The 18,068-nt window shown below is 69.0% G+C and carries 25 protein-coding genes; 11 read left to right on the forward strand and 14 right to left on the reverse strand.

Features of this window, described 5'->3' with window-relative positions; all coding sequences use genetic code 11:
* The first annotated feature begins 146 nt into the window (after positions 1–146).
* From AB0M95_RS01925 to AB0M95_RS01945, 5 genes are read left to right on the forward strand one after another with little or no spacing between them, the layout of a single operon-like run.
* Positions 147–605: a hypothetical protein gene (locus AB0M95_RS01925; protein WP_363758164.1), complete on the forward strand. Its 459-nt coding sequence runs from the start codon at positions 147–149 to the stop codon at positions 603–605.
* Entirely contained in the window at positions 602–928 is a 327-nt protein-coding gene (locus AB0M95_RS01930; protein ID WP_363758166.1) for a hypothetical protein, read from the forward strand. The genes AB0M95_RS01925 and AB0M95_RS01930 overlap by 4 nt, the downstream gene beginning before the upstream one ends.
* Positions 925–1,146 (forward strand): hypothetical protein, encoded by a 222-nt coding sequence (locus tag AB0M95_RS01935; RefSeq protein WP_363758168.1) that lies wholly within the window; start codon positions 925–927, stop codon positions 1,144–1,146. The genes AB0M95_RS01930 and AB0M95_RS01935 overlap by 4 nt, the downstream gene beginning before the upstream one ends.
* Positions 1,143–1,370: a hypothetical protein gene (locus AB0M95_RS01940; RefSeq protein ID WP_363758170.1), complete on the forward strand. Its 228-nt coding sequence runs from the start codon at positions 1,143–1,145 to the stop codon at positions 1,368–1,370. The genes AB0M95_RS01935 and AB0M95_RS01940 overlap by 4 nt, the downstream gene beginning before the upstream one ends.
* Positions 1,367–2,332 (forward strand): DUF2637 domain-containing protein, encoded by a 966-nt coding sequence (locus tag AB0M95_RS01945; RefSeq protein WP_363758172.1) that lies wholly within the window; start codon positions 1,367–1,369, stop codon positions 2,330–2,332. The genes AB0M95_RS01940 and AB0M95_RS01945 overlap by 4 nt, the downstream gene beginning before the upstream one ends.
* A gap of 693 nt (positions 2,333–3,025) precedes the next feature.
* Here the strand turns inward: AB0M95_RS01945 and AB0M95_RS01950 are convergent.
* Both AB0M95_RS01950 and AB0M95_RS01955 read right to left on the reverse strand, forming a co-directional pair.
* Complete coding sequence (locus AB0M95_RS01950) at positions 3,026–3,181, reverse strand: hypothetical protein (RefSeq protein WP_363758174.1); 156 nt, start codon at positions 3,179–3,181, stop codon at positions 3,026–3,028.
* A 133-nt stretch (positions 3,182–3,314) separates the two neighbouring features.
* Positions 3,315–3,500: a hypothetical protein gene (locus tag AB0M95_RS01955; protein ID WP_363758176.1), complete on the reverse strand. Its 186-nt coding sequence runs from the start codon at positions 3,498–3,500 to the stop codon at positions 3,315–3,317.
* Between the two features lie 502 nt (positions 3,501–4,002).
* On the opposite strand from AB0M95_RS01955, the gene AB0M95_RS01960 reads away from it, so the two are divergent.
* Complete coding sequence (locus AB0M95_RS01960; RefSeq protein WP_363758178.1) at positions 4,003–5,115, forward strand: hypothetical protein; 1,113 nt, start codon at positions 4,003–4,005, stop codon at positions 5,113–5,115.
* A gap of 23 nt (positions 5,116–5,138) precedes the next feature.
* On the forward strand, positions 5,139–5,435 hold the full coding sequence (locus AB0M95_RS01965) for a 4a-hydroxytetrahydrobiopterin dehydratase (RefSeq protein ID WP_363758180.1): 297 nt from the start codon (positions 5,139–5,141) through the stop codon (positions 5,433–5,435).
* Between the two features lie 194 nt (positions 5,436–5,629).
* On the opposite strand, the gene AB0M95_RS01970 is transcribed toward AB0M95_RS01965, so the two are convergent.
* From AB0M95_RS01970 to AB0M95_RS02015, 10 genes are all read right to left on the reverse strand, one after another.
* Positions 5,630–6,097 (reverse strand): phage terminase small subunit P27 family, encoded by a 468-nt coding sequence (locus tag AB0M95_RS01970; protein ID WP_363758182.1) that lies wholly within the window; start codon positions 6,095–6,097, stop codon positions 5,630–5,632.
* A gap of 378 nt (positions 6,098–6,475) precedes the next feature.
* Positions 6,476–6,697: a hypothetical protein gene (locus AB0M95_RS01975; RefSeq protein WP_363758184.1), complete on the reverse strand. Its 222-nt coding sequence runs from the start codon at positions 6,695–6,697 to the stop codon at positions 6,476–6,478.
* The gene (locus AB0M95_RS01980; RefSeq protein WP_363758186.1) at positions 6,697–8,601 is read right to left on the reverse strand and encodes a hypothetical protein; all 1,905 of its coding nucleotides are present in this window, start codon (positions 8,599–8,601) and stop codon (positions 6,697–6,699) included. Before AB0M95_RS01980 ends, AB0M95_RS01975 begins: the two co-directional genes overlap by 1 nt.
* Before the next feature lie 113 nt (positions 8,602–8,714).
* The gene (locus AB0M95_RS01985) at positions 8,715–9,005 is read right to left on the reverse strand and encodes a hypothetical protein (RefSeq protein ID WP_363758188.1); all 291 of its coding nucleotides are present in this window, start codon (positions 9,003–9,005) and stop codon (positions 8,715–8,717) included.
* Complete coding sequence (locus tag AB0M95_RS01990; protein WP_363758190.1) at positions 9,005–9,292, reverse strand: hypothetical protein; 288 nt, start codon at positions 9,290–9,292, stop codon at positions 9,005–9,007. The genes AB0M95_RS01985 and AB0M95_RS01990 overlap by 1 nt, the downstream gene beginning before the upstream one ends.
* Entirely contained in the window at positions 9,289–9,528 is a 240-nt protein-coding gene (locus AB0M95_RS01995) for a hypothetical protein (RefSeq protein ID WP_363758192.1), read from the reverse strand. Before AB0M95_RS01995 ends, AB0M95_RS01990 begins: the two co-directional genes overlap by 4 nt.
* Entirely contained in the window at positions 9,525–11,141 is a 1,617-nt protein-coding gene (locus AB0M95_RS02000) for a hypothetical protein (RefSeq protein WP_363758194.1), read from the reverse strand. Before AB0M95_RS02000 ends, AB0M95_RS01995 begins: the two co-directional genes overlap by 4 nt.
* Entirely contained in the window at positions 11,138–11,923 is a 786-nt protein-coding gene (locus tag AB0M95_RS02005) for a bifunctional DNA primase/polymerase (RefSeq protein WP_363758426.1), read from the reverse strand. Before AB0M95_RS02005 ends, AB0M95_RS02000 begins: the two co-directional genes overlap by 4 nt.
* Positions 11,923–12,276: a hypothetical protein gene (locus AB0M95_RS02010; protein ID WP_363758196.1), complete on the reverse strand. Its 354-nt coding sequence runs from the start codon at positions 12,274–12,276 to the stop codon at positions 11,923–11,925. The genes AB0M95_RS02005 and AB0M95_RS02010 overlap by 1 nt, the downstream gene beginning before the upstream one ends.
* Positions 12,273–12,461, reverse strand: coding sequence for a helix-turn-helix domain-containing protein (locus AB0M95_RS02015; RefSeq protein WP_363758198.1), 189 nt, complete (start codon positions 12,459–12,461; stop codon positions 12,273–12,275). The genes AB0M95_RS02010 and AB0M95_RS02015 overlap by 4 nt, the downstream gene beginning before the upstream one ends.
* Before the next feature lie 108 nt (positions 12,462–12,569).
* Between AB0M95_RS02015 and AB0M95_RS02020 the strand changes: the two genes are divergently transcribed.
* The 3 genes from AB0M95_RS02020 to AB0M95_RS02030 are packed head-to-tail and all read left to right on the forward strand — an operon-like array spanning position 12,570 to position 14,635.
* Positions 12,570–13,169, forward strand: a complete 600-nt coding sequence (locus tag AB0M95_RS02020; RefSeq protein WP_363758200.1) for a helix-turn-helix transcriptional regulator — start codon at positions 12,570–12,572, stop codon at positions 13,167–13,169.
* On the forward strand, positions 13,156–13,356 hold the full coding sequence (locus tag AB0M95_RS02025; RefSeq protein WP_363758202.1) for a hypothetical protein: 201 nt from the start codon (positions 13,156–13,158) through the stop codon (positions 13,354–13,356). The genes AB0M95_RS02020 and AB0M95_RS02025 overlap by 14 nt, the downstream gene beginning before the upstream one ends.
* Positions 13,357–13,366: 10 nt before the next feature.
* Positions 13,367–14,635: a site-specific integrase gene (locus AB0M95_RS02030; RefSeq protein ID WP_363758204.1), complete on the forward strand. Its 1,269-nt coding sequence runs from the start codon at positions 13,367–13,369 to the stop codon at positions 14,633–14,635.
* Between the two features lie 15 nt (positions 14,636–14,650).
* Here the strand turns inward: AB0M95_RS02030 and AB0M95_RS02035 are convergent, their stop codons facing one another.
* Positions 14,651–15,493, reverse strand: coding sequence for a M15 family metallopeptidase (locus AB0M95_RS02035; protein ID WP_363758205.1), 843 nt, complete (start codon positions 15,491–15,493; stop codon positions 14,651–14,653).
* A gap of 347 nt (positions 15,494–15,840) precedes the next feature.
* On the opposite strand from AB0M95_RS02035, the gene AB0M95_RS02040 reads away from it, so the two are divergent.
* Complete coding sequence (locus AB0M95_RS02040) at positions 15,841–17,022, forward strand: ATP-binding protein (RefSeq protein ID WP_358526569.1); 1,182 nt, start codon at positions 15,841–15,843, stop codon at positions 17,020–17,022.
* A 214-nt stretch (positions 17,023–17,236) separates the two neighbouring features.
* Here AB0M95_RS02040 and AB0M95_RS02045 read toward each other — a convergent pair whose 3' ends face one another.
* Entirely contained in the window at positions 17,237–18,067 is an 831-nt protein-coding gene (locus tag AB0M95_RS02045; protein ID WP_363758208.1) for a MauE/DoxX family redox-associated membrane protein, read from the reverse strand.
* Between the last annotated feature and the right edge of the window lies 1 nt (position 18,068).

Below are 18,068 nucleotides of genomic sequence, written 5' to 3' on the forward strand. Positions count from 1 at the left end.
ATCCGCGAGGCCCGCACCAAGTAGACCTCCCCGGGCGGCCCGCCATCCCAGCGGGCCGCCCCCGGGAAGCAAGACGGCCCCCGCCGCGCGATTGCGCCGCGAGGCGAGGGCCCTGGCCTATCCCTGCCAACACAGGAGACAGACCCATGGAGAAAGTACCGCCCCCTTCCCTTCCCTCGGGCTGCGGCGTGCCGTGGTGCCGCAACGGCCACGACGACCACCCCGAGCAAGGCCACCTCCTCGACCTCGGCACCTTCGACGCCGGCCCGGTCACCGTGGCCCTGTCGCTGGTGCAGATGGAGACCGCCGGCGTCCTCGCGGCCCCGGTGGTCCGCGTGTTCGTGGACTCCGAGGACCACCGCGAGCTCGACGACATGGCCGACCTGTCCCCGCACGCGGCGGGCGTCTTGTCCGACGCGCTCGCGGACCTGCCGCTGTCGCAGGTCGGCGAGTTCCTCGCCGCGCTCGCGCAGGGGCAGATCGTCCTCGGCGAGCGCGAGGAGCCCGCCGACTTCTACGACCAGAGGTTCGCCGTGGCCCCGCGCAGGTCCGCGCTGGACATCGAGGCGGACTGTTCGACCCGCCACGACGAGGACGGCGAGTGAGCCGCCGCCGCTCGGCCGCCTCGCGGCGGCCTCGGCCGAAGAAGCTGACCGGCGAGCGGGGTCGCAGGAAGCGCCTCAGGCTCGCCGAGCGTGACGGCGCCCGCTGCTTCTACTGCCGGGTGCCGTCCGACCCGCTGCTCCTCACCTTCGACCACTACCTCCCCATCGGGCTGTGGACGAACAGGAAGTGCCACAAGAGCCGGAATCTGGTCTTGGCGTGCGAGCCGTGCAACAAGCGGAAGGCGAACCATCTGCCCTGGCCGCTGGTGTGGCTGCTGCTCGCCCGGTTCCGCCCGACGCCCCCGGCCTGGGAGGCGTGTTGACCGACTTCGAGCACATCGACTGTCTCAACGCGCACTGGCCGGACGACTTCACGTTCTCGATCAGCTTGGTATGGCACGCCGGCACCGGTCAGATCTTCGTGGAGGTCGACCGGGGCGGCGACGCGGTGTACGTGCCGACCGCGCTGGACCCGGCCGAGGTCGCCTCGTGGGACGGCGCGTGGGACGTCTTCACCGCTCGGGCGGGGGTGAGCCGATGACTTGCCAGCCCTGGTGTACCAGCCACGTGGAGAACGTGTGCCGGACGTGGACCGAGGACGAGGTGACCCTGACCTGGGCGCCGGGCGAACCGGTCACGGTGTGGGTCGACGACTACCACGAGGACCACGGCTTGTCGTTGGAGCGGGCCGAGCGGGTGGCGTGGTCGTTGCTGGCCATGGTCCACGCCGCGCGGAACGCGTCCACGGTGGGAGGTGGCCAGTGATCCGCTGGTCGACGACCGTCGTCGTGGTGGCGCTCGCCGCCATCGCCGCGGCGGTGTCCTACGAGCATCTGAGCGCGGTCATCGCGTCGAAGGGCCTGGCGACCGGCGTGACCGCCAGTCTCGTCCCGGCGATCCCGGACCTGCTGGTGTACGCCGCGAGCATGTGCACCCTGGACGCGACCCGGCGCGGCGTCCGCCCGAACTGGCTGGTGTGGGTCGGCCTGGTCGTCGGCATCGGGTCGACGTTGGCCGGCAACGTGCTGCACGGCATCGAGAGGGGGATCGTGGGGGCGGCGTTCTCGGCGCTCCCTGCGGTCGCGTTGGTCCTCGCGTTCGAGATGCTGATGATCCTCGTGCGGAGCGGGACGGCAGCGCAGAGCAGCAAAATGGTGGCAGATCTGCCACCGTTGAATCAACTCTCAGCGATTCCGTGCGACACAGAGAGTGATAAAACTGCTCGGGATCCCGAGCAGTCAGCACCCGAAATGTCCAGCTCCCCCATGGGGGAAGAAGATCACGAGGTACGTGTACCTGGCGTACCTGACGACGTACCTGCCGTACCTGAGCCCGTACCTGAACGGCGGTCGCTGCTCGCTGGCCTGCCCGTCCTCGGCCCCATCGAGGGCTTCCCCCGGGCCGCTCTGGCAGCGTCGGACGGCGGGCGCCGGGTACAGGTGTCGGTACGCGTACCTGGCGTACCTGTGCAGGTCGGGGCGGTTCCCGGCGCCGGGAAACCGGACGACGAGGACGCCGTACCTGACCCTCAGGTACGGGCAGGCGCGGGCGTACCTGAGGCTTCCGAGGTTCAGGTACAAGGCGCCCAGCACTTCGCCGCGTACCTCACCGCGGGCCGGGTGCCGACCGTCAAGGAGATCAAGGACGGGCTGCGGGTAGGTACGGACAAGGCGCGCGAGGTACGCGAACACCTCGTGTACCTGGTCGACTCAGGTACACGTCCATGAGCCCCTGGTAGGCGCGGCGGAGGTCTGTTCAGGGGTGTGTGCAGGTCTGTGCGCACACACCCCTCGCAGACCTCTGCACAGACCTCGGGCGCCAGCGTCGACCTGGAGGGATGGCCGGGTTGAACAGACCTGCACAGACCTTCCTGCGCGCCCGGGGTGGAACGCCCGGCCTGCGGCTTCGCGGGCGAAGGTCTGTGCGGACCCGCCCAACGCGCGGACGCGTTACGTAACGCGCACCCGGGCGTAGCGCGCGCGATGGTACCCCTCCCCCGGGATGTCCACGGGCGTTGTCCACGACCCCCTTCCGGCGATGTGCACGAGACGTCCACGGGGACTGTTCTCGCACGCCTACGCGTGTAGGGGCCGGGCATGTCCACGGCGATGATCTTCGTGGACATCGGAGAGGGTCAGGTTGACCCCCTCGATCTTCGAGCTCGTAGCCAGGGGTCGGAGAGGGCTGGACGGCCAAAATGGCCGTCCAGGTCTTCCCCCGCGCGCCCGGGGCGGACTCGGCGACCTGCGTTGCCGCGAGGGCAACTCAGCCCGTGAGCGTCACCGAGAGCGACGACCGAGGCGACGGGCAGAACGTCCCAAGAGAATGTCCCAGAACCGCATATACGACCGCTGGGGGAGGGTCGGGGACAATTCCCGAGAGGGGCCCGCTGGGACAATAACGGCCACGGAGAGTGAGGCTCAGCCTCGCGTGCGGCGTAGCTTGCGAGCCCGCCGGCGGCGTCTCCACCCCCGCAGGTAGGTCGCCATGTGCCCGGAGTCGTACCACCAGGCCAGGCCGATCAGCGCCAGGACGGCGAGGACCATCGCGAAGTCCTTCAGATCGGGTACAGGCATCCGTGTCTCCGTTCGGATGGGTTGGAAGCGCGGCGGCGCACCCCAGGGCCTGGCGAAGGGGAAGGGGGCGCGCCGCCGCGCCGTACCCGCCGGCCCTTCCTCCCCAGTCGGGGCCGGCGGGGGTCGTTGCGTGCTACTGGGGCCGGGCGGGCTCGTGGGGCTGGCGGAACCCGAACACGTGCCCCCGCGCCGGGCAGTGCCCGGAGAGCATGACGCCCCAGTGGTCGTGCTGCCGCACGGTGGCGGACCAGACGCCGCCTCGGCTCCGCTGGATCCCGACCTGACAGTGCCGGCACTCGCCGGTCTCTACGCGGGTCATGTCGATCGGGACGCGACTAACGCTTCCTGGGCGCGGATCTTCTCGACCAGCTCGCCGAGGGTGTCCGCGTCGTTCGTGCGCCATATCTCGGCGAGACCCGCAGCGGTCTTCGGCCACGGCGATACCCGGGTGCCCCAGTACCTTCCGACATCGCTACGGAAGAGACTCCATCCGGTTACCGGCTGTTCTGGGGGCTTAAGGTTTGCCATTGGGTCAGGACCTCGATTCCTGATCAAGGACCCGTCGTCAGTGTGCCTAGCACTGCGGCGGGTCCGCCCGTCTCGCAGCGTGCACGGTCCATAACAGCTTTAGGGACAGCGAGACAGCTAGGGGACGGTGGGGGACGCTTGGGGAGCGTCGTCTACTCGGACGGGTCGAAGGGGACACGATGGCTACCAAAACCCCGGCGTGGGCCGCCCGGCTTCGTGCCGCACGCCGGAACGCCCTGTGGTCCCAAAAGGATGTTGTGCGCGAACTGGTAGAAGCGGCCGAAACCAGAGGTATGCACCTGCCCACGCGCGAATCGTTGCGCCGCATGTGGAAGGAGTGGGAGAGCGGCCGGCGCAAGCCCCGCGACCCGTACCCCGTCCTGCTGTCGCTGGTGTTCGGCATCAGTGAGAGTGAACTGTTCGCAGATGACCTGCTTCCCGGTGAGAACGAGATGCCCGACGACGTCGAAGAGGTCTTCCCTCTGGACGCCCCCTTGCCCGTAGGCCCCAGCCGCCACATCGCCCCTGAGCTGGTGGACTACTTCCGCATGCAGCTACTGAGCCACTATGCCGCTGATGCGTTCCTCGGCCCGCGCCACCTGCTCGGCCCGGTCGCCTCGCAGTACCAATCCATCGGTGAACTCGCCGGGCACGCCCGCGGAGAGGTTCGGCGCGAACTGCTGCGCCTCGCCGCCGGGTTCGCCGCGTTCGCCGGGTGGCTGTGCCAGGACGCTGGCGCGGTCGACCGGGCCGGGGCGTGGCTGAACCTGAACCTGGAGATGGCGCACCGCGCCCAGGACGTCCAGCTCGTCACCCACGCCCTCACCAACAAGGCGATGCTCGCCACCGACCTCGGCGACGCCGCCACCGTCATCGACCTCACCGAGGCCGCCCTCATCGACCGGCGCCCGCTCATGGCCAAGACGCAGATCCTGGCCTTGCAGCAAGCCGCCCACGGGTACTCCCTGGTCTCCGACCGCGCCCGGTGTGACGCCCTCCTCGACGAGGCGGCATCGCTGGTCGACCAGCTCGAAGACGATGACCGGATGTGGGGAAACGCCTGCCGGACCCCGAACTACGTGGAGATTCAGCGGGCCACCTGTTACGGCCGTATCGGACTGACCGCGAGTGCGGTAGCCCTGTGGGACCAGATCTTGCCCGCTATCCCCGAGACCTCGCGGCGGGACATCGGCGTGTTCCTCGCCCGGCAGGCCGCCGCCCTCGCCGCCACCCCCGACCCCGAGCGGGCGACCCACGTCGCCCGGGAAGCCATCCAGCTCCTACGCCAGACCGGCTCAGTCCGGCAGCGGGCCGAGTTGCGCGCGATCCCCGACCGTATGGGCGCGTGGGCCCACTCTGCGCAGGGCCAGGTCATGGCTGAGATGCTGGCCAGCGAAACTCTGTAGGCCCAATCGGAGGGAGCTGGCACGTGGGTCTTCGTGATCCCCTGACGGCCGAGCAAGTCGCCGAGCGCCTGACATCGACCGGATGGACCGGCGACACCAACCAGATCAGCAAGACGTACGCCGTCGACTACGACACCGCGATCCGCATCGTCGCCGACATCGGCCAAGCCGCGATCGAGCTGGAACACCGCCCAGACATCAACATCAGGTGGGATCAGCTCCACATCTTCATGACCACACACACCGCCGGCGACGTCGTCACCGAACTTGACTTCCTCCTCGCCGAGCGCATCGACCAGATCATCCAGGCCCACGCCTGAAACACGAAGAAGCCCCGCCCCGGCGTCCACGAAGGACACCAGGGCGGGGCTGTTCCCTGCCGGGGAGACAGGCTCTACCTCGTCGATCGGAGGTCGGTGCGAGCGGTGCGCTTGGCCTTGTACCCGCGCCCCTCGATCAGCTTCAGGGGGCTTTCTTCTTGCCGCGAGAGTCAGTAAGACGCTGAGCCTCCCGGCTACGCGAACGGGTTGTCGTCGCCGTCGTCGTCAGGCGACGCGCCGAGCTTCGATTCCGAAGCGGGGGACATCCCAAACTCGGCCATCCACGCCCGGTACTCGGCGCTTGCCCTCTCCACCACACCGCACAACGGGTTGACCTTCACCAGTCCCGACGCCGCGGTGTAGGTGAAGCCCTCGACGGCGAGCTGAGCCGACGCCCGACGCCAACGCGCGTACGCCTCGCACGCCACCTGGAGCGCCGCGCCGTCGATCTCCTTGATGAGTTGGAGACGCGCCAACTCATCAACGATCAAGTCCCAGAGCGCCGCGGCGTCCAAGCTGAGATCATCAGGCTTCACCGGCGGCAGACGGCGGAACCCCGGCTCAGGCTTGACCGGCCGGCCACCCGAATCACGGCCGTTCCCCCGACCCTCAAGAAGCTTCAGCCTCGGAGGCCGGCTCTTACGGCCCGCGCTAGCAGCCATGATCACCACCTAAAAAAATCTTCATAGTGAGACGGAAAGAAGAAGCCTGTGGCGGGGTCAGCGGGGCCCGATGGCCGGAGGGACCCGCCGGGGGCGGGGGGTGGTGTGTGGCCTGCGGAGATGTCGACTTGTGCGGGTAGCGCTGGTGGGTGGCGTCGCGTGGGTCGCGGGTTGTGGAAGGCCCAGACCCGTAAGCAAAAAAGATGAGGAGCGGGCGGGGTCCCCGGCTGTGTGGCGCTGTGGGAGTTGGGATGGGGCGGTGCGGCGCAGGTCGACCCGGCACAGGAGGGCCGTTTGGGTGTGGTCGCCTTCCGTTCCCGTGGGTGGCTCGCCGTGCCCGGTGAGCCGTGGGTGTGGTTGACGCCGTACCGCCCTGGTCTAGGTGGTGTGGAGTTGTGGCGCTTCGAGGTGGCGCATCTCCCACAGGTCTTGGAGGTGTGCGGCGCATGCGTCGAGTACGGCGGGGCCGCGTCTGCCGAAGCAGGTGAGCAGGAGTGAGGCCATGGTGTCGCCGCGTGAGTCTGGTGCGGTGGTGGCTTCGATGTGCCGGTCGATGACGCCGAGTATGCCGAGGTCGCCGAGGCTGAGGAGGGGGTTCATCAGTTGGCTCCTCTATAGAATCCGCGGTGGTCGAGGGCGGTGCCCGAGTAGATGTGGCGGACCTTCCAGATCACGGTGTCGTTGTTGAACATGGACCCGTTTGTGGGGTCGGCCTGGGTGAACAGTTCGGGGGCGTCGCTGCTGGCGTAGAACCCGATCTCGATGGTGGGGCACATGCGGGGGTCGGCTACGAGGTACCAGTCGTTTTGGTCGCTGTAATAGTCGATGACGATGGGCTCAAGGCCCTGGTGCAGGTTGGGCGTGTCGGAGGGTCCGGCGGGGGTCGCGGGGATGGCGACGGCGGAGGTGCAGAGCTGGAAGGCGATCTCTTCGAGGCTGCTGGGGACCACGATGTATCGGGGCACGGTGGAAAGGACGTCGGTGGCGTCGCCGTACGCTGCCTGTTGCCGCATCTTGCGCCGGCCGTTGCTGAGTGTGGACTGGCCGAGTAGCGCCGGGTTGTCGGTGTTGCCGTGGTTGGCGTGGAACAGGGCTGTGGAGTCGTAGGTGGTGGCCGCGTTGGTGGGGAAGATGTCCCAGATGAACCGGTAGAGGGTGATGGCGGCGGCGCGGCCGAGCTTGACGGGGATGTTGCGGATCGCCTGTAGGTCGTCGTTGGCGACCATTTCCAGGGTGAGGTCTTCGGTGCCGCCGCGCTTGGTGATCGCGTAGGTGGCCTCTTCGTCCGTGGGGCTGGTGAGCGGCTGGTAGGGCTGGCCCTGGCCGACGGTGGGGAGCACGCCGTAGCCGCCGACCCTTTCGCGGCGCTGGGTGCGGAAGTCGACGCCGTAGCTGACGGAGCTGACGACCAGCTTCCACGATTGAAGGTTGGCCGAGCCGTATTCGGCGATCATGCGCCGGGTGATGGAGTCGCCGAAGATCTGATCCCACGAGGTGGCGGTGAGGGATTCGGTGGAGCGTAGACCGGAGTCGTAGCCGCTGCCGCCCATGGTGTCGCGGAGGATGCGCCGGTTCTCGTCTTCGCCGAGGAAGTCGACGCGGGCGCCGGTGATGTCGGCCCAGGCGTGACGCAGGGAGCGGTAGGCGACGGATGGCCGGTCGGGGCCGGTCATGAGCATCGCGTCGAGGGCGGCGATCTTCCGGTCGCGGGCTTCCTGGGTGACGTGCACGGTGGGCACGGTCGGGGTCAGGGTGACGCGTTCGGCGTCGGCGCGGGCGGACCACGCCACGTCGATGAGGTGGGTGAGCTGCGCTTCGGAGAACCGGTGCGGCAGGGCGTCGCCGATGGCTTTGGCGGCTTCGGTGGGCAGGCCACGGGCGGCGCATTCGGCGACGACGACGGCACGGCCGCGAGCGGTTCGGCCGTCATGGATGAGCAGCGGGTCGTCATCGGGGTCGTCGGGGTCGACGCCACCGGCGACGGCGCGGACCGCGCCCCCGGCGGCCGGATCGCAGACCAGGTCAGCGGAGTTGACCGCGACGATCCGGGTGGCTCCGAGGATGCGCCGGCCGCTTTCGACGATGGGCTCGAAGTGGGCGAGCACGTCGTGGGAGAACCCGACCAGGGCGGGGCGTCCGGCGTCCTGCCCGGTCAGGGTGGCGTCGAGTGCTTCGGCGGCACGCTGAGCGGAGGGGAGCAGGTTCAGACGGCCGTGCAGCCCGTCCGCCTCGGCGGTGACCTGGTCGACGTAGCCGAGGAGGCCGCGGGTGGCCGAGGACCTGAGTTCGTCGTCGGTGCGGTGGCCGTCGAACACCCGGGCACCTTCGTACAGGCCGGCGGCCTGCCGTAGCAACGCCTCGGGGTAGCGGCGGCCGTTGCGGGAGTCGCCGTAGGCGATGATCCTGATGCGGTATGCGCGGCCCCCGCCGGGGGCGGGGTCGAGGGCTTCGAGGATGCGCCCCTCGACGTGGTCACGGTCGGGCGCGGTGGTGGTGCGGGGCATGGCTGGTGGATCCTCCGAGAGCACGCCAAGGGTGGGCTCTCGCGAAGATTCTGGCCAGTACCGCGAGTCCGGCCGCCGCTCCGCGCCCGGGGGGCGCGGGGGCTATTCCGAGATCATGTTACCGGCATGGCGGCCGGCCAGGGAAGGATGAACGGGCGCCGGTAGTGCTCGGCGCGTTCCCGGAGCGCGGCGACCAGTTCGTCGAGGTTGACGACGTCGGCGCATCCGCGTGGGCAGGCGACGGGCAGGGGCCCGGTGACGTGGTCGAGGTCGCCGTGTTTGGGGGCGGTGGCGTGCACGGCGGTGGTGTCGCGGATGTCGATCTCGACCAGGAGGAGGCGTTTGCCGTGCTGCCAGCATTGGACGTCGAGGCGGGCGCGGGTGGGGGGCCGTCGTCTGGTCATCAGCTGATCCTGACGCTTCCCGACACCGCGCCCGCGATTTCGGCGTAGATGCCGTTCACGGCCCACAGACCGCCGTGGTAGCAGCATCGCAGCGTTTTTCCGGCGGCCAGGGTGATCTCTTCGAGGATGGTCCCGGTGGCGGTGGTGGCGTGGTCGTAGAGCCGGACGCGGGCGGCGGCCACGCCGGAGGTCTCGCGGATGGTGAATCCGCAGTAGATGGATTGGGCGTTGCGGACGGCGCTGCTGGCCCCGGGCAGCGGGATGGACCGGATGGGGACGTTTCTCATTGCGCTCCGTTCAAGGTGGAGCCGGGCGCGGTCGGTGTCGCGCCGGACGGGTTGGCGGTCTTGGCGTCCTCGGCGTCGAGCTGGCGTTCGGCGTACGCCTCGGCGGCGGCGAGGCCGAACGCGAGCATGAACGCCGCGGTCTTGGCGATGCTCATGTCGAGCCACTTCGCGTAGGTCTCGACAGCGGCGAACGTCTCGGCCGGCACCGACAGGCGTAATGACCGGTTGGCGGTCACGGTGTCTCCTTCGGGGTGGTCTTCTTCGCGGCCCGCTTACGCTTGTCCGCCTGGCGGAAGCGGCACGCGGGTGAGCAGTACTGGGCGTCGCTGCGGGCGGTCCCGGGGATGTTCTTCCTGCAGCCCGTTGCCTGACATCGCCGCTTGGGCTTGGGATCGGGTGTGGGCTTCTTGCGCGGGCCGGTGGCCCTGGGGGCGGCAGGCGGCGCCTCGGCGGGTGGCGTTCCGGGCACGGTCATCTGATCCGGATGCACGGGGGTGTCGCCATTTCTGGCCAACTTGGTGTCCGGCGCTTCAGCCCTCGGACCCCCTTCGCCATTTCTGGCCAACCTCTCCGGGGTCTTGCCGTTCTCCGGGGGTGGGGTGTCGCCATTTCTGGCCAACCTCGCGAGCGCCTCAGAGTCGATACCGTCAGACACGGCGTACACGGCCCGCGTGGACTGCCCCCACTTCTCCTCCGCGGCGGTCAGTACGCCGAGAAGATGAAGGGCCTGCAAGGTCCGATCGATGGTCTTGCGAGGCATCTGCAACCGCTTGACGATGTCGCTCACCGGGGACGGCGAGTTACTGGCCAGGTCCCTCAAGACCGCGAGCCGCAGCGGCGGCAGGCTGTCGCCAGCACAGCGGACAGCCAGCGTGAGAGCGGCGCCGCGAGTCATGCCGAGGGCGATGCCACCCCGGACGATCTGGGCGAGCTGCTTCGCGAACCGCGTCGGCATCTCCGGGGCGTGCGCCGAGATGACGTTGCCCTGCTGGTCGTACTCGACGGCCGTGCGGGTCAGGGTGACGATGTCGGCGAGGTCGAGAAGCGCGATCATCTCCTCGTCAGCCAGGGTTACCGGCGTGCCACGCACCACCGACGCCATGAGCGCCTTGACGCACTCGGCGAGTTCGATCCGCATCGCAGGCTCGTAGCTGACGTTCTTCAGCGCCTGGAGACCGGCCTCGCGGCGGTTCTGCGTGGAGTTGATCCGCACGAGGACGAAACGGTCGCCCATGCTGGCGATGACCGAGTGCGCCGAGTCCCACGCCGTGGTCACAGCGCCAATGACCACGATCTTGCCGTGCCAACTGAGGGTCCTGCCGCCCTCGGTGCCGACCTCGCGATTCCATCGGCCGTCATAGATCTCCCGGAGCGCGGCGAGTACCTCGGCGCGTGAGTCGCGGCTCATTGAGATGATCGTGGTCACGTCCTTGACGACGAGGACCCCGGTTTCGCCGATCTTGCGCAGAAGCCCGCCGGTCGCGTCGGGCGCGCGGTCCTTCTCGGAGGTGCCGGACAAGAGAGCGGCCTCGCCCGTGATGGTCGACACCACCAGGGCCCCGGAACCCTCCAGGGGCATGATGGTCTCGGTCTTCGCCGCCCCGGACCCGGAGACGACCAGCAGCCAGCACGGGTCACCGCCGAGGCGCTCAGCGGCGGCTGTGGCGAGTACCGCCTCCAGGGCGCCCATGTCGTACTTCTCGCCGAACCACCTCCTGTAGGCGCCACGGGTGGCGTCGAGAAGTTGGCCAGATTTGGCGAAAGGGATGTCCGGGGTTCCCGGCTCAACCGTCGCGAGGTTGGCCAGATTTGGCGCGGGGGTGTCCAGGACAACGTGCAGGCGCGTCACGCGCTTCTCCTCGTAGTGATGCGGTAGGCGTCGGCGACGGTGCGCGCGGCCTGCCGTTCGTCGAATCCAGCGCCGAACTGCATCCGGGCGTACAGCTCGTGGAGCTCCCCCTCGGCGGCGCCGTTCTCGGTCGCGCGGCACGCGGCCCAGAACAACGAGCCGTTCCGGCCGGGCTTGGTCTTGGTGGCCAGCCACGCGGCCAGGCCAGGGATGCCAGTGCCCCGGGCGCTGGGCTTGCTCGGCGGAGGGACGGGCTTGGGCGGGTCAAGGAAGCTCCGCACCGCAGACCAGTTGAGTTGGCCTGCGCTCGGGTCGGGCTCGGAGATGAGCCGGTACGCCCTGCCGTCGACCACCGAGGGCGGCACGAGCACGTACCCTCCGAGCGCCTTGAAGTCGATGAAGTGGACCTTCAGCGACGCGCACGCCTGCGAGGTCCCGGGGTAGTGGCAGTGAAGCCCGCCCGAGGGCGTCTCGTAGATGGCCAGCGGTGCCGGGAGCAGCCCCGCGGCCTTCAGCCGATTGAACGCCGGGAACCCGGTGCCGGCGGGCTTCACATCGACGTCGAAAACGTCCACCGTGGCGGGGCCGGTGGGGATCGCGACGTTCGCGAAGGGGAACGCCGTCCACCACCGCGTGACCAACTCAACATCGGTGGTGGCGCCGTGGAAACCGTTCGGGACGCACCGGGCAAGAGGCCGCTTACCCCCGGGCACGCACGGGAAGACGGGCCACCCCCGCGCGATCAGCGCGAGGGCAGCGATCAGCATCACGGACTCGGCCATCACGCGGCCCTCCGTCCCCGCCTGGTGGCGTGGGCGCGCTTCGGGACGATCTGGTACCGGGCTCCACAGTCCGGCTTCTTGGTCGACGTCAGCGAGGGCGCGGGCAGCGGGCAGGCGTGCCGATGGTCACGGCCGCACACCGGGCACCCGGCCACCATCAGGTCTGCGGTCTTGCGGGCCGGACCGCCGACGTACAGCACGCCCGCGACGATCGGCAGACTCGTCTGTGTGGGGATGCTGCGCTTGTCGGCCGGGCGCTGTACCGTTGCCTTGTCGTTGGCGGCCTTCTGGTCGTACTGGCCCCGGTGGGAGGTGGCTCTCCCCTCGGGGCCTTTCTTGTTGATGGGAGTCATCGGGCGGCACCGTCCGCGTACCGCGACTCTTCCCAGGCAAGAACGTCCGCCAGCCGATAACGGCAGTGCCTGCCGATCTTCATGAACCGGGGCCCGCTGCCGACCTTGTTCCAGTAGTAGACCGTCTGGACTGTCACGCCCACCCGGTCGGCGAGTTCCTCGGGCCCCAAGTGCTTCTCTGCCATCTCAGCACCTCAGATGTTCCACGACCGCACAGGTTGTGCGGTGGGTAGGTTCTGCATGGTGCACCTGGTGATTGTCGGTTGTCAACCGAAGGCATAGGATGTGCCGCCATGGAACAAGTGACGCCTATCGAGGTGGTAGGCAAGCGCGTGCGCGAGCTCCGGCAGCGCCGCGGCATGAGCGCGCAGAACCTGGCGGACCGCTGCGCCGAAGCTGGCTTCCCGGAGCTGAAGCGCCAGGTCATCACGAATCTGGAGAACGGGCGGCGCGAATCAATCTCGCTGACCGAGTTGCTCGGTCTCGCCTACGCGCTCGACGCCCCCCCGGCCCTGCTGTTCATCCCCCTTGACGGCCGGACTCTCCTCCGAATCTCACCCGAGATCGAGATGGGCGACCTCCAGGCGCTCATGTGGGTGAGCGGGGAACGGGAGCCCGAAGACAGGGAGCGCCGCCAGCGTTGGAGGGAGGTCGCCGCCCCCGTCAACCTGCATCGGGACCTGTGGCGGCTCTTCGAGGTGATCGTGCAATCGGAGTGGCTGGAGGACCAGAGCACCGTGAATGGTTACCTCCGATCGATGGCCAAGGTTCTCGACGCGATGATCGAGACCGGCATCACGCCGCCGGCGGTACCCGCCGACTGGGTCGAGAAGATGCGCGCGAACGGCTGGCTCGAACATCCCGGCGAGGTGCGAACCAATGGCCAGGGTTAAGGACCTGTGGTTCACAACGGCGAAGGACGCCGAGGGCAGGCAGGTGAAGGTGCCGACCGCCAGGCACCCGCGCTACCTCGCCGAGTGGACCGGCCCGGACAGGAAGCCGGACACCAAGGCGTTCGCCAAAAAAGGTGACGCGGAGCGACACGCCACGGCGATGGAGGTCGATGATGGCTCACGTTGATGACCGGTGGATGCGCTGTAAGCGCGGCCCAGACGGCAAGCCGTTATTCACCCCGAGCGGCAAGCCCGCCATGGAGCGAGACCCGGCCCGATACGGCAAGGGCAAGCGCTGGCGGGTCCGCTACCTCGACCCCGGAGGCGAGGAGCGCAACAAGTCGTTCGCGAAGAAGGTCGACGCCGACAACTTCAAGAACGCGGTAGCGGCGGACGTCCTGCGGGGGACGTACATCGACCCTGACGCCGGGAAGATCACCTTCAAGAAGCTGGCCGAGGAGATCATCGACACGCGGACGCTCGACCCGCGGACGCGTGTGGTCATGCGGCAGCGCCTGAGCAAGCACGTGTACTCGGTGATCGGGTCGAAGGAGATCGGCCTGCTGTCCCGGCGGTCGAGCATGATCCAGAATCTCGTGAAGAAGATGTCGGCCGAGCTCGCGCCGAGCTACATCGAGGTCATCATGGCGCACGTCGGCCTGGTGTTCTCCGTCGCGATCGACGACGAGCTAATCACCAAGAATCCGGTGAAGTCGTCCACGGTGGTGCTGCCCACGGTCGTGAAGAAGAAGCTCGTGCCATGGACGGCCGACCAGGTGCTCGATGTGCACGACAAGCTTCCGGCGCGCTATCAGGCGATGGTGGCTGTCGGCGCCGGGCTCGGCTTACGCGACCGTGAGATCTTCGGGTTCAGCCCCGATGACGTCGACTGGCTGCACGGGAAGATCGCCGTGAACCGGCAATTGAAACTACTGAGGGGCAAGCTCATCCTCGCCCCGCCCAAGGGGCAGAAGACCCGCGAGGTTCCGCTGTCGGAGACGGTGAAGGTGACGCTCGCCGAGCACATGCGTGAGCTGGAGCCCATCACGGTCACCCTGCCGTGGGGCGATGTGGACGGCGAGCCGACCACCGTGCGCCTGTTCTTCTCCAACACCATCCGGCGGCCGGTCCACCCGGTCACCTTCCTGGAGACGTGGCACAAGGTGCTGGAGCGGGCGGGCATCGTCCCGCCGATCCCGGCCGGGGAAAAGCGCGGCACCCGCTACCGGGAGCACGGTGTCCACATGCTGCGCCACTACTTCGTCAGCGCGCTCCTGGCCGAGGGCGAGGCCATCACCGCGGTGTCGGAGTGGGCCGGCCACCACAGCGCCAAGTTCACCCTCGACCACTACGGGCATCTCATGCCGTCCTCGGAGCAGCGGATGGGGAAGACCATCGACGCGGCCCTGAGACGGCCCGCACGGGCCGCTGACGGCCCAAGCACGGCCCAGGGGGGTGGCGAGTGAGCGTTTACGCAGCTCTCAGCCGCCGCCCTTGGAGAAGTGCTGGTAGTCCTTGGCGCCGTTGAAGTAGCCGCCCCACTCCCAGCCGTACTTCTCGAACAGCCGCACCACGCGGTCGTCGCCGTTGATCACGCCGGGCTTGCGCAGCGGACGTTCGGCGAAGCGCCTGGCGTTGTCGTGGGCGACCGAGCCGTCCGGCTCCACCCACGGGTTCTCGCGCGGGTTGATGTCGATGGCCTTGCCGTACGAGTGCTTGGACCAGCTGCTGGAGCCCGCGACCCTGCGGCAGTTGAAGGCCGAGGTGTTGTCGGCCTCGATCGAGTCGAAGTCGCTGCCGCCGTACTCGTCGATCGGCTCCATGCGGGTGATCGGGAAACGCCAGGCGTACAACTGCCTGAAGATGGAGACCACGTCGTCGGTGACCGCCTCGTTGACGACCAGATCCCCGGTGTGGGCCTTCCTGTCGAAGCCCCAGTAGGTCATCGTGATCTTCCGCAGGTCCTGTGGCGAGACGGGGCAGCCCTCGCGCCAGGACTGCTTGAGCGTGCCGGGCGTGACCGTGGAGACCTTCGACGTGAACGCGGGCGGCTCGGACGGCGACGGGGCCGCGCTGGGCTCCGGCGAGGCGGAGGCGGGCGGGGATGTAGTGGTGACAGTGGTGACAGTGGTGGCGGTGGGCGTCGAGGGCGGGACCGAGTCGGCCGCAGGCTCGCCCACCACACCGGACCCCACACCGGACCCCACACCGGACCCGGTGCCGGACCCGGTGCCGGCTCCCGCGCCGCCGCATGCCGTGACCACGGCGGACGCGCACGCAAGCAGGAGAACGCCCAGGTGGCGTGGCTTTGGTTTCTCGGGCATACGCCACAGTAAGGCCTTCGTGACCCCGCTCGTGACGAAATCGTGATGTCGCCGGTCATGTGCCGCCCGGCGCGCGAGGGCCGGATCTGTGCCGCAGCTTTTACCCGGGATCGCTCGCGCACGTGTTCGACTACACGCTACAGTTCTGGTCACCGGATCGAACGGGCGTTCGGGCAGTGGAGTTCCAGGTGAGGGGTGATGTGCCCATGGTGATGCTCTCGACGCCTCAGACGCCCGCTCGGCCGGCGTCACGCCCGGCGCGCGTGCCCTGCCGTCCGGCGACACGCCGTAGCGCTTTCTACGGAAATCTAGGACGGCCGCTATATCCGGTCATACAGTCCGAGAGCGTGGACCCCGTGCGCAATCCCTACGCCCCCGGTGCGGGGCAGCGCCCCCCAGAGCTCGCCGGGCGCGATCGTGAGCTGCAACAGTTCGAGGTCGTGCTCGAGCGCGTGGCCCGTGGGCGGCCCGAGCGCAGCATGGTCCTCACCGGGCTGCGCGGCGTCGGCAAGACCGTGCTGCTCAACACGTTCAAGTCCATGGCGATGCAGCGCCTGTGGGGCACCGGCAAGATAGAGGCCCGTCCCGAGCAGTCGATCCGCCGTCCCGTCGCCGCCGCGATGCACATGGCGATCCGCGAGCTGGCCCCCCGCCATCGCGCGCCCGAGCGCATCGAAGAGTTCCTCGGCGTGCTGAAGGCCTTCGCCATGCGCGATCCCTCGGCGGCGAAGGGCACGTCCCACTGGTCCCCGGCGATCGACGTCCCGGCGGGCCGGGGCCGCGCCGACTCCGGCGACCTGGAGATCGACCTCACCGAGCTGTTCGTGGACGCCGCCTCGGTGGCGACGGACCTCGGCGTGGGCGTGGCCCTGTTCATCGACGAAATGCAGGACGTCCAGCCGCCCGACATCTCGGCCCTGTGCGCCGCCTGCCACGAGCTGTCCCAGAGCGGTGGCCCACTGATCGTCGTGGGCGCCGGCCTCCCGCACCTGCCGAGCGTGCTGAGCGCCAGCAAGAGCTACTCCGAGCGCCTGTTCCGGTACGCGCGCATCGACCGGCTCGACCGCGCCGCGGCCGATCTCGCCCTCATCGCCCCCGCTGAGCGCGAGCAGGTCGAGTTCACCCCCGAGGCCCTCGACGCGCTGTACGAGGCCGCCGACGGCTACCCCTACTTCGTCCAGGCCTACGGCAAGGTCGCCTGGGACGTCGCACCGAAGTCGCCCATCACGGCCGACGACATCCGGGTCGCCTCTCCCGAGGCCGAGGAAGAGCTGGCGGTCGGCTTCTTCGGCAGCCGGTACGAACGCGCCACCCCGGCCGAACGTGAGTACATGCACGCGATGGCGTCCGTCGGCGACGAGCCCGTGCCGACGTCCGAGGTCGCCGAGTTGCTCGGGCGCAAGCCGTCCAGCCTTTCTCCCGCCCGGGACAGCCTCATCAAGAAAGGACTGATCTTCAGCGCCGAGCGCGGCCTGATCGCCTTCACGGTGCCGCACTTCGGCAGGTTTCTCCGGGCCCAGCCCTTGTAGTCGAAACCGGACGGGCGCGTGGCGGCGGCCCGTACCCCATTGGCCTCTCTACGGCTTTCTAGAGGGGAAGCTAGAGAGCCGTAGAGAGTTGAATGCACGATGCCGGGCGGCCGCCCCCGCCGTCCGGCATCGTGCTCCCTCTCGGTGCGGCTCTCGGTTATGGCTCTCGGTATGGCGGCCCCGGGCGCGTATGTCTGCCGTCGTCTAAGGCTTTCTAGTATCCAGCCGATACACCGATAGATTCCCGAAGAGGCCCGGACCCCTCGCCCTCGACCACGGCCACCCGCACGGGAGGCCGCCGCCCGCTGAGGTACACGGCGAACACGACGTCCGCCTCGGCCCCCGAGGCCACGCGCGCCGGGTACACGAAGAACCGCCAGCACAGCTCACGCCAGCTGTCGGACGGCTCGGACGCCGTGAGCAGGTCCAGGTGGGACCGCCACTCGTTGCTCGCCCTGAGCCGGGAGAGCGCCTTGGGCGCCGCGACGGGCCGCTGCTCGCACGGCGCCCGGTGCCGCACGCGGGCGAAGGTCTCCTCCATCTCGGGGGACAGGACGGCCAGCAGCGCGAGCCCCGCCCCGAGTGCGATCAGCGTGTGCCATGACGGCGTCAGAAGGTCCGTTCCGGTCACGGGCACGACCGCGACCAGCAACGCCGCCCCGGCGAGCACCGCGGCCCGGCCGATGGACCGCAGGCCCACGGGGGTGCTGCTCGCGTCGCCGAAGCATCCGCACCCGACGTCCGGCCGCCGCCGGCGCAGCTCCCACAGGACGTAGGTCGCCACCGAGAAGAACGCGACCGTCCCCCACCGGGGAAGTGGGCCTGCGGTGAAGACCAGTCCCGCGGCCAGCACGAACTCCATCCCGGCACAGAAGATCATCATCGGCTTGCGCCACCGCTCGGGCGCCAGGACTCCGGGACCGAGCCGTGCGAGCGCTCCCGGCTCGGCGTGTGAACCGGCGGTCGCGGCCTTGGCGGCGCCTCCGAGGAGCAGGAGGAGCACGACGATCGCGAGAGCGGCGGTGGCGAGGCTTTCAGGCGCCATG

This window comes from Sphaerisporangium sp. NPDC051017, from assembly GCF_040683095.1.
Classification (GTDB): Bacteria; Actinomycetota; Actinomycetes; order Streptosporangiales; family Streptosporangiaceae; genus Sphaerisporangium.

What these genes read in the sequence shown, in the direction of transcription:
- AB0M95_RS01925 (WP_363758164.1), top strand. Translation starts at nt 147, where the DNA reads ATGGAGAAAGTACCGCCCCCTTCCCTTCCCTCGGGCTGCGGCGTGCCG.
- AB0M95_RS01940 (WP_363758170.1), top strand. Translation starts at nt 1,143, where the DNA reads ATGACTTGCCAGCCCTGGTGTACCAGCCACGTGGAGAACGTGTGCCGG.
- AB0M95_RS01950 (WP_363758174.1), bottom strand. Translation starts at nt 3,181, where the DNA reads ATGCCTGTACCCGATCTGAAGGACTTCGCGATGGTCCTCGCCGTCCTG.
- AB0M95_RS01955 (WP_363758176.1), bottom strand. Translation starts at nt 3,500, where the DNA reads ATGACCCGCGTAGAGACCGGCGAGTGCCGGCACTGTCAGGTCGGGATC.
- AB0M95_RS01960 (WP_363758178.1), top strand. Translation starts at nt 4,003, where the DNA reads ATGCACCTGCCCACGCGCGAATCGTTGCGCCGCATGTGGAAGGAGTGG.
- AB0M95_RS01970 (WP_363758182.1), bottom strand. Translation starts at nt 6,097, where the DNA reads ATGGCTGCTAGCGCGGGCCGTAAGAGCCGGCCTCCGAGGCTGAAGCTT.
- AB0M95_RS01975 (WP_363758184.1), bottom strand. Translation starts at nt 6,697, where the DNA reads ATGAACCCCCTCCTCAGCCTCGGCGACCTCGGCATACTCGGCGTCATC.
- AB0M95_RS01980 (WP_363758186.1), bottom strand. Translation starts at nt 8,601, where the DNA reads ATGCCCCGCACCACCACCGCGCCCGACCGTGACCACGTCGAGGGGCGC.
- AB0M95_RS01985 (WP_363758188.1), bottom strand. Translation starts at nt 9,005, where the DNA reads ATGACCAGACGACGGCCCCCCACCCGCGCCCGCCTCGACGTCCAATGC.
- AB0M95_RS01990 (WP_363758190.1), bottom strand. Translation starts at nt 9,292, where the DNA reads ATGAGAAACGTCCCCATCCGGTCCATCCCGCTGCCCGGGGCCAGCAGC.
- AB0M95_RS02005 (WP_363758426.1), bottom strand. Translation starts at nt 11,923, where the DNA reads ATGGCCGAGTCCGTGATGCTGATCGCTGCCCTCGCGCTGATCGCGCGG.
- AB0M95_RS02010 (WP_363758196.1), bottom strand. Translation starts at nt 12,276, where the DNA reads ATGACTCCCATCAACAAGAAAGGCCCCGAGGGGAGAGCCACCTCCCAC.
- AB0M95_RS02015 (WP_363758198.1), bottom strand. Translation starts at nt 12,461, where the DNA reads ATGGCAGAGAAGCACTTGGGGCCCGAGGAACTCGCCGACCGGGTGGGC.
- AB0M95_RS02020 (WP_363758200.1), top strand. Translation starts at nt 12,570, where the DNA reads ATGGAACAAGTGACGCCTATCGAGGTGGTAGGCAAGCGCGTGCGCGAG.
- AB0M95_RS02025 (WP_363758202.1), top strand. Translation starts at nt 13,156, where the DNA reads ATGGCCAGGGTTAAGGACCTGTGGTTCACAACGGCGAAGGACGCCGAG.
- AB0M95_RS02030 (WP_363758204.1), top strand. Translation starts at nt 13,367, where the DNA reads ATGCGCTGTAAGCGCGGCCCAGACGGCAAGCCGTTATTCACCCCGAGC.
- AB0M95_RS02035 (WP_363758205.1), bottom strand. Translation starts at nt 15,493, where the DNA reads ATGCCCGAGAAACCAAAGCCACGCCACCTGGGCGTTCTCCTGCTTGCG.
- AB0M95_RS02045 (WP_363758208.1), bottom strand. Translation starts at nt 18,067, where the DNA reads ATGGCGCCTGAAAGCCTCGCCACCGCCGCTCTCGCGATCGTCGTGCTC.